Source organism: Herbaspirillum sp. alder98, from assembly GCF_020179755.1.
Classification (GTDB): Bacteria; Pseudomonadota; Gammaproteobacteria; order Burkholderiales; family Burkholderiaceae_D; genus Herbaspirillum.
The window spans coordinates 22,571-35,078 of sequence record NZ_JAIUCY010000010.1; the positions used below are offsets into that span (position 1 = coordinate 22,571).

Here is a 12,508-nt window from a genome sequence, read left to right on the forward strand (position 1 = left end):
GGGGCGGCCAGTATCAGCGGCTGCAATACAGCGCCGTGCGCTGTTCGACCGGCAAGCGCTGTTCGGCGGCGTCGATCTCATAGACTGTCTGGCTGCAGTCGCGGGTGCCGGCGAAACGAAATTCAACCAGATAGGTCTTGCCGCCGGCTGGCGTGAATTGCGAAGTCAATGGCCCGCAAGAGCCCGATGACCGCATTTGCGCAGTGACGTCCGACCAGCCGGAATAAGCCTTGACCTGGACCCGACGGTTGGCCGGCACCACTTGCTCGACCTGCGGCTGGTCGTTAGAGACGGCGCTGCGGCTCTTTTCCGTCAGGGTCGCAATCCAGGGCAGCAACTGTTCGCGCCCGCTATGGAACACGCGACCGACCGGGGCAAAGCCTTCGCAGGTGGATTCTGACGTGCTCATGGCGTAGTTGACCGCCATCGGCATGCCGGCCGAACGCATCACGATGCGGGCCTCGCTGTCCTTGACGGCAACGGTCGCCACCGGTGGCTCGACGTAGGGCGGCACGCCACCGGCGCAGCCGGTCAGCAAGGCCAGGGTTGCACACGCGGTGCCCAGTAGTGTTTTCCCGGGGATCGTCATTTGATGTTCACTTTCATATCGCAGGAGGGGGGCATCGAGGCGTTGCGGGCACTGCGGCCCAAACTAACTGCAGGGTTGCTGCAGCGCAATTGCAGCACACTCCGACCTGCAATAGCCCTTCAAGGTTCCTGCCATCCCCAGCCGCCCTGGCATCGGTTAAATAAGGCTTGTTGGTTAGTCATTCGGCGATGGAAGGTAGTAGCATTGCTTCCGGTATAAATAAACGGACATTGCGGAGACATCAGGGTGGGCGAACTGGATTCGAAGACAAGCTGGCTGGCGGGCGGCGGCGAGATGGGCAAATTGATCCGCTCCATGGACTGGACGGATTCGCCGCTGGGGCCGATCGAAGAATGGCCGCAAAGCCTGCGCACCGCCGTCAGCCTGTGTCTTTCGTCTACCTTCCCGATCCTCATTGCGTGGGGACCGCACGATATCCAGATCTATAACGATGCCTATCGCCCCATCTGTGGCGCCAAGCATCCGCAATCGATGGGGGAAGACTTCAAGATCTGCTGGGCCACCGCGTTGCCGATGGTGGGTGACGCCTTTGACCGGGCGCACCAGGGCGAGGGGACTTATATTCGCGACCAGCGCATGTTCCTCGACCGCTACGGCTATCTCGAAGAAGCCTTCATGACGTTTTCGTTTTCGCCGATCCGGGTCGAATCAGGCGAAGTGGGGGGCGTCTTCCACCCCATTTCCGAATCGACCGACAAGGTGCTGGGCGCGCGCCGCACGTCATCCCTGCGCGACCTGTCTGCCGGCCTGGCCAAGTGCCTCTCGATTGAAGAGCTTTGCCAGGGCCTGGTGCAGCGGCACGAATCGCTCTCGCTGGATGTGCCCTTCACGCTGTTCTACCAGCTTGAAGGCGATACCCTGCGTCGCCGTGGCGTGGCCGGTCTCGATGCTGCCGGCCCGATGGCGCCCGATGTCGTCACGCTCGACAGCACCGGCGGCTGGCCATTCAGCGAGGCCATGCAGTCGCGCACGATCGTCCAGGTACCTGATCTGCTCACGCGTTTCGGCGAGCATGCAGCCGGCCCTTATCCCGAGGCGCCCACGCAGGCGGTGATCCTGCCGGTCATCGCGGCCGGTTCCGAGCTGCCGTTCGGTTTCCTGGTGGCGGGGGTCAGCGCCCGGCGGGCACTCGATACCGAGTATCTGGACTTCTATGCCCTGCTGGCCAACGCCGTCAGTACCTCGGTCACCAACGTGCTGGTGTATCAGCACGAACAGCGCAAGGCTGAAGAACTGGCCGAGATCGATCGCGCCAAGACCGCCTTCTTCTCTAACATTTCACACGAATTCCGCACGCCCCTGACGCTGATGGTCGGCCCGCTCGACGATGCGCTGGCCGATACCAGCGAGCCACTGGGTCCGGTCCAGCGCACGCGACTGGAAGTGACACATCGCAATTCGCAGCGCCTGCTGAAGCTGGTCAACGCCTTGCTGGATTTCTCGCGCATCGAGGCGGGTCGTGCCAAGGCCAATTTTGCCGCCACCGACCTGTCGTCGCTGACCGAAGACCTGGCCAGCGTATTCCGCTCCACCATCGAAAAGGCCGGTCTGGCGTTCGAGGTCAGCATCGCTGACCTGGGCGAGCCGGTCTTCGTGGACCGCGACATGTGGGAAAAGGTGGTCTTCAACCTGCTGTCGAATGCCTTCAAGTTCACCTTCGAGGGCAAGATCAGCGTGACGCTAGAGCGCGTGCCCGGCGCTGCCAGGCTGGCCATCACCGACACCGGTTCCGGCATCGCTGCCGAAGAACTGCCGCGGGTGTTCGAACGCTTCCACCGTATCGAGAATTCGCAGGGCCGTACCTATGAAGGAACCGGGATCGGCCTGGCGCTGATCCAGGAACTGGTCAAGTTGCATCACGGCCAGATCGGCGCCACCAGCACGCCCGGTCGCGGTTCGAGCTTTCATGTCGAGATCCCGTTCGGCACCGGCCACCTGAAGGAATCGGATATCGCCGGCAGCATCAACCCGGTCGCCATCAGCAAGGATGCCCAACCCGGCATTGCCTTCATCCAAGAGGCGCAAGCCTGGTTGCCGGACGCACAGGGCAGCACAGAGGTGGCGGAAAAAGAAGCAGTGCCGTCGCCATCGCTGGTGGCCAACGACGCGCTCCCGGTCCATATCCTCATCGCCGACGACAACCGCGACATGCGTGAGTACCTGAAGCGCCTGCTGGAGTCGTATGCCACGGTCGAAGCCTGCGCCGATGGCGAAGCCGCCTACGCCGCCGTTTGCGCCGCGCCCCCCGACCTGGTGTTGAGCGACGTCATGATGCCGGTGCTGGACGGCTTTGGCTTGCTCAAGAAGATCAAGACCAATGACGTCACCAAGGATGTGCCGGTCATCCTGCTATCGGCCCGGGCCGGCGACGAGGCGAAGATCGAGGGCATACAGGCGGGCGCCGATGATTACCTGGTCAAGCCATTTTCTGCCAATGAATTGCTGAGCCGGATCAAGGGCCAGGTCGATGCCAGCCGTCGCCGCCGCGCCGCCCGCGCAGCATTGGAGTTGAGCGAGCAATATTTCAGGTCGCTGGTCGACGCTTCGACGGCCATCATCTGGACCACCGACCAGGCCGGCCGCAGCACTTACCTGAGCCGGCGCTGGTATGACTTCAGCGGCCAGCCGAGCGGGCAGGCGCCGATCCCGAGCTGGATCGACAGCATCCATCCCGATGACCGGCAAGCGGCCACGCAAGACTTTCTCGCCTGTTGCGCCGCCGGTAGCGCCTTCCATCATGTCTATCGATTGCGGCACGCCAGCGGCGCCTATCGCTGGGCGGTGGTTTCCGGTACGCCATTGTTCGATGAAGCGGACAACGGGATCGGCTTTGTCGGTTCGGTGGTGGATGTGCATGACGAACGGGAAGCCAAGCGCACGCTGGAGATATTGGCCGACGACCTGGCCAAGATCAACCAGCGGCAGAACGAGTTCCTAGTGACCCTGGCGCACGAGCTGCGCAATCCCCTGGCACCGATTCGCAATGGCCTGGAAGTGATCAAGATGCTGGGCTCGGACAACGAGCGTCAGCGTGGCATCCACCAGATGATGGACCGCCAGGTGCACCACCTGACCCACCTGGTGGAAGACCTGCTCGATATCGCCCGCATCACCGAGGGCAAGATCAAGTTGCAGAAGCAGCATGTCTCGGTGAAAGAGGCCTTTACGGACGCGGTCGAGATCAGCATGCCGCTGATCGAGAAGAACCAGCACAAGTTGATCGTCGAGGTGCCAGACCCGAACCTGGTCATCGACGCCGATCCCCATCGCATTACCCAGGTGATCAGCAACATTCTCAACAACGCGGCCAAGTACACGCCGGCCGGCGGCAAGATCGTGGTCGCTTCGCATGCCGATGGCGATTACGCCGTCATCACCGTGAGCGATAACGGGATCGGCCTTTCGGCCGAACACATCACCACCGTCTTCAGCATGTTCGCCCAGATCCAGACCGAGGTTGATCGCGCGCAAGGCGGCCTGGGCATCGGGCTGCACCTGGTCAAACGACTGGTCGACCTGCATGACGGCGAGGTGTCTGTCGTCAGTGAAGGGCTGGGGTTGGGCAGTACGTTCTCGATACGCCTGCCGCGCGTGCCGCATGACACGGCCAATGGAAAATCCGGCCAGCAGGCGCAGTCCGGGCGCGCCCGGGTCTTGAATATCCTCATCGTCGACGACAATGTCGACAGCGCCGAGATGCTGCAGATGTTGATGGACTATCACGGCCATTCGGCCCGCGTCGCGGCCACGGGCCGGGAAGCGCTCAGTATTGCCGGCACGACGCCACCGGACGTGGTGTTCCTCGATATCGGCTTGCCGGATATGTCCGGTTATGAAGTGGCGGTAGAGCTGCGGAAGATCCCTGGCCTGGACAAAGCCAAATTCGTCGCCCTCACGGGGCGGGGCGCCGAAGCCGACAAGCTGAGCGCGACCGCGGCTGGCTTCGACCACCACGTGACCAAACCGGCCTCGCTTGAACGCTTGATCGAGATTCTTGCCGAATAGCGTGTTGAGGCGTGCGCAAAAAAAGACGCTGAGTACCGGCGCAGGCCGGTACCCAGTGACGTTCGTTACGCCTCGGAAGAAACTTAGAGAACGGGTTTGCCGATCGCCAGATTGCCGGTACTTCTCAGTTTGGCGCGCGGCGCCATCGTCATTACCCAGCCGACCAGCTGGCCGCTAGCGTCGGTATAGGCGCGCACGCTGCCGCGACCGATTCCGGTCTGCTTGCTGCCGGTCTTTCGGTAACGGGTATCGGTCTTGCCGTGCGCGCTGGATGAGTCGATCACCACGATCTCCCATTGCGTAGTGCCCGGTATGACAGGCTCGATCTGGGTCTCGATCAATCTCGGCCTGGCATCGACCAGCATGACGTGGCCGGTGTTTCTGTCGTCCTCATACTTGGCGGCAAAGATATCGCCGACCTCGACTTGGTCCATGTTCTTCCTGTGCACAAAGCCGTCGCTGGCCGCAATGGCGGCGTAGAAATTCTCGGCCTTGGGATACGATTTCCAGCGCTGATGCGCAAACACCTGCATCACCTGCGGGGCGTCACGTTTCAACAGCGCGCCGACCAGGCCGCTGCAGTCGGTATGCACTTCAGACACATCTGCCTGGCCCAGCAGGGTGGGATCGCCCTTGATCCGGATCCAGCCCCGATATTGATAACTATTGTTTTCGGGCGCGACGTCGTTGAGCAGGGTCCTGGCCGTCGCCAGGTAAGGGGGGACGTCCTGCGCCTGCGCCAGCCATGGGAACACCAGCGTGCTGGCGACGATCAGCTTGATCCATTGGTGGCGTTGCATGACATTCCCCTCATTTTTTCTGCTGGCCGTCCGGTTACCCAGAGGTCGAAATCCTCAATCCTCGACGTTGAACCATGTTCGCATAGCCGGCTGACAGCGATCTGACATGGTCGCCGCCTATGTGGCGGAAAGGGCGCTTCGATGTTTTCCAGGCAATCTTGAGCAGCTTGGCTATGTCGCCATTGATCGCTATTCATGCATACGAGGATGCAGAGCGCATTGCAACAGAGATGGGTCGGTCCAACTGACGGCTCCATGCCTGGTAGGTTTGATCCGCGATCAAATGCAATGCCTCGATGCGCTCATGCAGTCCTTCCAGGATTTGCGCCTCGCCTTGAGCCGCCGGGCCGTGCGCGTGACGCAATTCTGTGCGTCCCGCGGCACACCAGTTCCTGACGCTTGCCTCGGTCACCTCCAGGTGTCCCTGGAAGGCCCAATGGCGCCCGCGCAGGAAGCCTTTGTTCAGGCAATGACTGCCATACATCGTGCGCACCGCGCCAGCTGGAATTTCAAATGTGTCGTAGTGCCAGTTGAAGATCGTCACTTGCCGGGGCAGGCCCATGCGGTGCTGTGCGGGCGGTGTGACCCATATCGGGCTCCAGCCGATGTTGGGGCAACCATTGCGGCTGACCTTGGCGCCCATCGCGCGCGCAAGCATCTGCGCGCCGAAGCAGTGGCCGAGAACCGGAACGTCGCGCCTGATGGCATCTTGCAATAATGTCAATTCATCCTCGATCCATGGCAAGGATTCATTCACACAGTGATCGCTACCCAATACGATGAGACCGCTGAATTTGCTGGCGTCGACTGGCGCTGTTCCATCCGAGGCAGGAGAGATAAGTCGATAAGGAAGGTCGTTTTTATCCAGATGATCGAGCAATACGCCCGGTCCTTGCGTTGCTTCGTGTTGAAGAATGGCGATCGGTCTCATGGAGTCGTGACTTGCATCGGCAAGCCCGTTGTGACGGAAACGTCAATCTAGACTCTGCGGCATAAAAACCGGATTCCAATTGAGGGGATCTACATAAATGCCGCGTAAAAACGGGGCGTTCATGAAGCAGGTTGTTCCTTCTTCTCCCCAACGCCATAACGCCTTTCTCCGAAAAATTTACATTTTTCTGCGAAAAACCGGTTCCCTTTTTTGAATCTCGATTGGCAATGGATGTATTAGGCAGATTCTTTTAGCCCGATCGGCTTCTCCCTTGCTTGGCTGAAATCAAATCAGTCAATACGGGGGGCAGCAATGGTCAGGTCCAGGACCTGGCCATCGATCAAGTAGTTACCCGAATCACGCCCATTCTGACGTTCCATTGTTCCAATTTCTTTAAGGGAAAAGCCTCATGAAAGCGCCCAGGTTCCTGACATCGCTGCTGGCCGCGCTGCTGCTGGCCAGCATGTTTTGCATCGAGACCCATGCCGCCACGCCGGCGGCCAAGAAAGTGCTGCTGGTCGTGCGCATGGAAGGCAAGAGCCTGCCGGTCGACCAGAAGATCCAGCAGCACCTCGCTGCACGCGGATACATCGTCACGCTGCAAAGTCAGTACGCATCGGTTGATGCAGCACGTGACACCGACCTGGTGATCCTCTCCGCCACGGTGCGATCGCGGGACCTCCTGGGGGCATACCGCAACGTGACGGCGCCCATGCTGACCTGGGAAAGTGACCTGCTCGACGATCTCGGCATGACCGCCAAGCGTGTCGATATCGACTTCGGCAAGGTGGAAAAAGAACGCTATGCATGGCTCGTCAATGCGCCGCATCCGTTGGCCGCGGGGTTGCCGGCCGGCGTGGTGAATGTCTATGAAAAGCCTGCTGCAATGAACTGGGGCAGGCCCGGCCTGGGCGCATCCGTCATCGCCACGGTGTATGGCCAGCCGGATAAATCCATCATCTTTGGCTATGAGAAGGGCGCCACGATGGACTACGAATCGCTGGCCCCGGCACGTCGCGTCATGTTTTTCCTCGATAACGAAACCTTCACCAACCTTTCCGGTTCCGGGCTCAAGCTGTTCGACGCTGCCGTCGACTGGGCGCTGGGATCGAACTAACTTCACCACCTCTTATTCACTGCCCTTGGCGATCACCGCCGGAATTCATCATGACCACTAAATTATCCCGTCGCAGGAAGCAGGTGCTGCTTGGCATTTCATTGATGTCGACCGCAATGCCCATGTCAGCCTGGGCCCAGGCCACCGATTCGGCAGAAACCGGATTGGCTCCCATCCAGGTGCTTGGCGAAAAAAAACAGGACAACGAGAAAGATTACACGGCACGCAGTGCCCCGAGCGTGCTGCGCTCGGAAGCGCCTTTATTCCAGACCGCGCAATCGATCACGGTGATTACGGCCAAGCAGATCGAGGAAAGACAGGCGAAGACAGTTGCGGAAGCCCTCGATGGCGTGGCGGGCGTGACTGCCGGCGCTTATGGCCGACGCGGCTGGGATGACTTCATGATCCGCGGTCAGATTTCGTCGGCGCAGACCTATGTCGACGGCCTGCGAACGCAGAATTCCACCAATGTCCTGCGGGCAGAGGACATCTTCGGCCTGAGTTCGATCGATGTGGTCAAGGGCCCGACGTCGGTTGGCTTTGGCATGGCGTTGCCCGGCGGGCTGGTCAACCTGACCACCAAACGCCCCCAGGCGGACACGTTCTTCACTGCCGGCCTGAGCTACGGCAGCTACGCTCAGAAAGACGCTACCGTCGATCTGAACGTTGCGCCCAAGGGCAGCAGCAAGGGCGCGTTTCGCCTTTTAGCGCATGTATCGGACCAGAACGACCCGACCGACCATGTGTACTTCAAAAGCCAATACGTGGCGGGGTCATACAACTTCGATCTGAATGCCAGCAATGAACTGTCGATCATTGCCAGCTACCAGCACCGCGAATACATCCGCAACCAGGGCGTGCCGCTGAACTGGTCGGAACGCTATGGGCGCGGCATCTTTGTCGGCGAACCGGACCGGCCTTATAAAGTCGACGTCACCCGTGTCGGCTCCAACTACACGCATTACTTTGACAACGGCTGGGCCTTCAAGCAGAACCTTACCGTTTCAAGAGGCAGCAGCTGGACTAACTCGGTATTCGCTTCCGGTGCGGCCCGGTTCCCGCTCGTCGCCCGCCAGATCAACAACCAGGACAAGCAGGACCTGAATGTGGTGATGGATAATTACCTGCAGCGCAGTTTCGATCTTGGCAGGGTCAAGTACGACATCGTCACGGGTCTGGACACGATGCGCGAACGCAGCGATTACTACCAGCGCGTCGACAACATCAATGCGTTCAACGCCAACACCCAGGTCTACGGCGTCACGTCGATCACGCGGGGCACGGCAGCCCGTGACGTGACCACTACGCAAGATGTCGGCCTGTACCTGCGCAATACGATCAAGGTCGACAACCGATGGATCATCGGCCTGTCCGGCCGCCATGACTGGGCGCGGGTGAATGTGAAGCATCTGTTAGGCGGCGCCGATGCGACGAATTCCAATACGGCATTCACTGGCAGCGCCTCGCTGATGTATCGCATCAACGACGCCTTCGCGCCCTACGTCAGCTATTCGACTTCGTTCATGCCGGGCACCGACCTGGGCGCCAATGGCACCTTGCTGAAACCGGAGACCGGCAAGCAGACCGAAGTCGGGATGAAGTTCCAGGGCTATGAGCAGCGCCTGCAAGGTTATCTGGCCGCCTATGACCTGCGCCGCCAGAACGTGACCGAAGCCGATGCCACGCTGGGTTATTCGGTCCAGACTGGCGAGCAGGTAACAAAGGGCTTCGAGGCGGAAGCCTCGGCCTCGCTGACCAGGCAGTGGAATGTGTCGGCGTCGTACAGTTACATTCCATTCGCGAAGACGACGCAGAGTCTCACGACGACTGATATCGGCAAGCGAATCAATCTCGTGCCCAAGAGCGCTGTCGGCTTATTCACCCAGTATTATTTCAGCCCCGGCAAGCTGGGCTGGAATACCGGGGCAGGCGCCCGTTATCAAAGCGCCCGCACATCGCAACGGGGTGTCAACTATGTCGCCCTCGCGGGGCATACGGTGTTCGACGTGAATGCCGGCTATGAGGCAGATTCCTGGGGCGTCAACCTGAGCATCAAGAATCTGTTCGACAAGGAATACATCCAGGGCACCACGCCGGCGGCCACGCTGATCACCTTCGGCAGCCCGCGAACCTTCCTGTTGACCGCGAAGTTCAAGTATTGACTTGACTAGCCCTGTGGGGCCGGATGGTTTCCGGTCCCGCGCTGGCGCGCTCGGCTTGTCGTGATGACGGCTTTTCAGCCGCCCTTCACCTTGAACACGCTGACCGTCTGCAACAGTTTGGCCGCCTGGTCTTCCAGCGCCCCCGCTGCCGCTGCGGCTTCTTCGACCAACGCGGCGTTTTGCTGTGTTACCTGGTCCATCTGCGACATGGCCATGTTGATCTGGCCGATGCCTTCGGTCTGTTCGCGGCTGGCGGCGCTGATTTCCTGCACGATGTCGGTCACCCGGCCAACGCTGCTCACAACTTCCTGCATGGTCGTACCGGCCTGCATCACCAATGCGCTGCCGTCAGCGACCTTGTCGACGGAGTCGTCGATCAACTCCTTGATTTCCTTGGCCGCTGCTGCCGAGCGCTGCGCCAGGCCGCGTACTTCGGACGCGACTACCGCGAATCCGCGCCCCTGTTCTCCGGCCCTGGCAGCCTCGACGGCGGCATTGAGCGCCAGGATGTTGGTCTGGAAGGCAATGCCGTCGATCACGGCAATGATGTCCACGATGCGTTTAGACGACTCGTTGATGCTGGCCATTTTCTGGATGACGTCGCCGACCACGCTGCCTCCCCGCACTGCGATCTGGGAGGCCTCCGTCGCCAGCGTGCTGGCCTCCAGTGCGTTGTCGGCGTTGTGGCTGACCGTCGAGGTCAGTTCTTCCATCGCCGACGCGGTCTCTTCCAGCGAGCTGGCCTGCTGTTCCGTGCGGGAGGAGAGTTCGAGATTGCCGGTAGCGATCTGGCTGGACGCGGTGGCGACCGTATCGGTGCCGCTGCGTACTTCGCGCACGATCCCGGCCAGGTTGTCGTTCATCGCTCGCAACGCGGCGATCAGCATGCCGGTTTCATCCCGGCTGGCTGGTCGGATCTCCGCAGTCAGGTCGCCCGCGGCGACGCGCTGTGCCAAAGACACAGCCTCGCCCAGCGGCGTGGTGATGCTGCGCGTGGCGTACCAGGCCGAGAACGCCCCCAGGGCGACCGCTGCCAGGGTCAGTCCCAGCAGGAGTTCCAACGTGACGACATAGTCCGCCCGCATCGTGGTGATGCTTTGCTGGTTCTGTTTTTCCTGCAGTTCGATCATGGCCTGGATATCGCCGAACCACTGGTTTTGCGGCGTCTGCACCGCAGTCTGGAGATAGCTTGCCGCTTCCTTTTCATTGGATGCATCAGCCAGCGAGATCACCTTGTCGAAGCTTGGCCTGATCTTGGCGCGGTGGGATTCGATCTCGACGCTCAGCTTCCTGGCTGCATCGGATTTCACCAGCGACTGCAGCCTGGCGAAGGTATCGTCATATTGCTTGCGCGCTTTGAGTACGATGTCTCTCTGAGCGCGGCGCGTCTCAGCGTCGGTATAAAGGATGATGTTGCGCAGGGAACGCACTTCCGTATTGAGGAAGCCGCGCATGGCGTTGGCGGCGGCGATCTTGACGTTATTTTCTTCTACGATGACCTCGGCCTGCCTGTTGTTGGCCGACAGGGATTGCCACCCCACGACGGCCACCACGCATAGCAGGCACAGTACGACGCTGAATGCGATGGCCAGCCGCGCGCCAATCTTCAAATCCGAATACTTCATGCTTTTCCCTGTTTTATCTTATTTTCCCAGGGCGACATTGTATGTTGAGGCCTTGTCGTCAAGCATCACCAATTCACATTTTCCAGGTCGGCCATTGCATCTTCTCGGCAGGTGGCTCAAGGGGGGGCTTTCGTAGCTTTGAATGAGATGCGCCGGGGGGTATTCCGAGTGCCTTTTCGGGTTTGTTACGCGTTAGTGCCTCCACACATGTCTCGGCGGATGATGTGTAAAGGTGATCGCCTTCGTCTCCGCCTGGTTCGGGATACTGTGTCCGATAACGCATCAGAAGCCAGACATAATCTCCGCACTCATCAACAAGCGGCGCCAGCACGAGAGAACGTATGCCATGGTTGTCTGGCCTTGGTCGAAGATTAGTAGCAACTTGCCATTGTGGTGGGCGGGATTCAAGTTGGCTCACGGTCAACTCGTTTCGATCAGACAACGATCCCTAAATGATTGAATCGTCGATTCATGCTTGGAATGGCTGTTCCTTGCCGATAAGGGGCTTCCATCGTGGCTTGGGTATTCGCACATGAGCGTCGCGACCTAAGGGCTGAGGACACCATCCGATACAAAGCCAATCCCACAATTGACACAGAAATATCCATCGAGGAATTGCTCCAGAGGAGATTCACCCAATGCCTCTATTTTGCATTCGTCCACCGCTAGTTGGTCTTTGCGTCGATACCCTGCGGGTTCTTCTTCAAATAGAACTTTGGGGCTGGCCTTCCCAATCAGAATTTTCTTTGCATGGACATGAATGCTGGAGAAGCATTTAGGACAGACATCAGCGCGCTCGCATGACATATTGGCATTGCCTTCGTGGTTGATTGAGCACAGCCTCTGGATTCTTGCAGACTATCGTATCGCCGGTAGGCGGTCAGGCCAGTCTGCTTCTGGCCGGTTGCGGACTTTTAAGTTTCAGTGGCAGCTCCTATCTAGCGGTCAATATTGACCAATACCTCAGCGCGTATTTCGCACCAATTCGGAATATATTGAGTGAAGATGAAAAAATCGTCGATATAACAAAGCCCGAGCTTTTCTAGCAATTTTAGACAGTCGTCTGCCGCATCACCACCAAAGAACGGACCAAGAGAAATTAAATCGTCTGTCTCATCAAAATACTCATCGAAATGAAGCTCTTTCATAACCGAGGATATGTCAATGGACTTCGAACGTAATGCTTGACGTCGAATAATGATGCCAAAATCTTTAGAAATCTTCATGTTGTCTATTTTTATCTTCAAAAAACGCAACT

The 12,508-nt window shown here is 59.3% G+C and carries 8 protein-coding genes; 3 read left to right on the plus strand and 5 right to left on the minus strand.

Annotated elements, in window-relative coordinates:
* Positions 1 to 13: 13 nt before the first annotated feature.
* Positions 14 to 589: a hypothetical protein gene (locus LBW87_RS19335; protein ID WP_225203099.1), complete on the minus strand. Its 576-nt coding sequence runs from the start codon at positions 587 to 589 to the stop codon at positions 14 to 16.
* Between the two features lie 246 nt (positions 590 to 835).
* Here LBW87_RS19335 and LBW87_RS19340 point away from each other — a divergent pair, with 246 nt between their 5' ends.
* Positions 836 to 4,615, plus strand: coding sequence for an ATP-binding protein (locus LBW87_RS19340; protein ID WP_225203100.1), 3,780 nt, complete (start codon positions 836 to 838; stop codon positions 4,613 to 4,615).
* An 83-nt stretch (positions 4,616 to 4,698) separates the two neighbouring features.
* Here the strand turns inward: LBW87_RS19340 and LBW87_RS19345 are convergent, their stop codons facing one another.
* A complete protein-coding gene (locus tag LBW87_RS19345) occupies positions 4,699 to 5,415 on the minus strand; it encodes a hypothetical protein (protein WP_225203101.1) in 717 nt (238 codons plus the stop codon).
* Positions 5,416 to 5,608: 193 nt separating this feature from the next.
* Complete coding sequence (locus tag LBW87_RS19350; RefSeq protein WP_225203102.1) at positions 5,609 to 6,346, minus strand: type 1 glutamine amidotransferase; 738 nt, start codon at positions 6,344 to 6,346, stop codon at positions 5,609 to 5,611.
* A gap of 409 nt (positions 6,347 to 6,755) precedes the next feature.
* On the opposite strand from LBW87_RS19350, the gene LBW87_RS19355 reads away from it, so the two are divergent.
* Both LBW87_RS19355 and LBW87_RS19360 read left to right on the plus strand, forming a co-directional pair.
* Positions 6,756 to 7,463: a hypothetical protein gene (locus LBW87_RS19355; protein ID WP_413927664.1), complete on the plus strand. Its 708-nt coding sequence runs from the start codon at positions 6,756 to 6,758 to the stop codon at positions 7,461 to 7,463.
* A gap of 50 nt (positions 7,464 to 7,513) precedes the next feature.
* Complete coding sequence (locus tag LBW87_RS19360; RefSeq protein WP_225203103.1) at positions 7,514 to 9,625, plus strand: TonB-dependent siderophore receptor; 2,112 nt, start codon at positions 7,514 to 7,516, stop codon at positions 9,623 to 9,625.
* Positions 9,626 to 9,699: 74 nt separating this feature from the next.
* On the opposite strand, the gene LBW87_RS24005 is transcribed toward LBW87_RS19360, so the two are convergent.
* A complete protein-coding gene (locus LBW87_RS24005; protein WP_320442742.1) occupies positions 9,700 to 11,250 on the minus strand; it encodes a methyl-accepting chemotaxis protein in 1,551 nt (516 codons plus the stop codon).
* 938 nt (positions 11,251 to 12,188) lie between these two features.
* Positions 12,189 to 12,476: a hypothetical protein gene (locus LBW87_RS19375; protein ID WP_225203104.1), complete on the minus strand. Its 288-nt coding sequence runs from the start codon at positions 12,474 to 12,476 to the stop codon at positions 12,189 to 12,191.
* Positions 12,477 to 12,508: the final 32 nt, after the last annotated feature.

Coding starts and splice junctions, on each gene's coding strand:
- LBW87_RS19335 (WP_225203099.1), bottom strand. CDS start 589: ATGACGATCCCCGGGAAAACACTACTGGGCACCGCGTGTGCAACCCTG.
- LBW87_RS19345 (WP_225203101.1), bottom strand. CDS start 5,415: ATGCAACGCCACCAATGGATCAAGCTGATCGTCGCCAGCACGCTGGTG.
- LBW87_RS19350 (WP_225203102.1), bottom strand. CDS start 6,346: ATGAGACCGATCGCCATTCTTCAACACGAAGCAACGCAAGGACCGGGC.
- LBW87_RS19355 (WP_413927664.1), top strand. CDS start 6,756: ATGAAAGCGCCCAGGTTCCTGACATCGCTGCTGGCCGCGCTGCTGCTG.
- LBW87_RS19360 (WP_225203103.1), top strand. CDS start 7,514: ATGACCACTAAATTATCCCGTCGCAGGAAGCAGGTGCTGCTTGGCATT.
- LBW87_RS24005 (WP_320442742.1), bottom strand. CDS start 11,250: ATGAAGTATTCGGATTTGAAGATTGGCGCGCGGCTGGCCATCGCATTC.
- LBW87_RS19375 (WP_225203104.1), bottom strand. CDS start 12,476: ATGAAGATTTCTAAAGATTTTGGCATCATTATTCGACGTCAAGCATTA.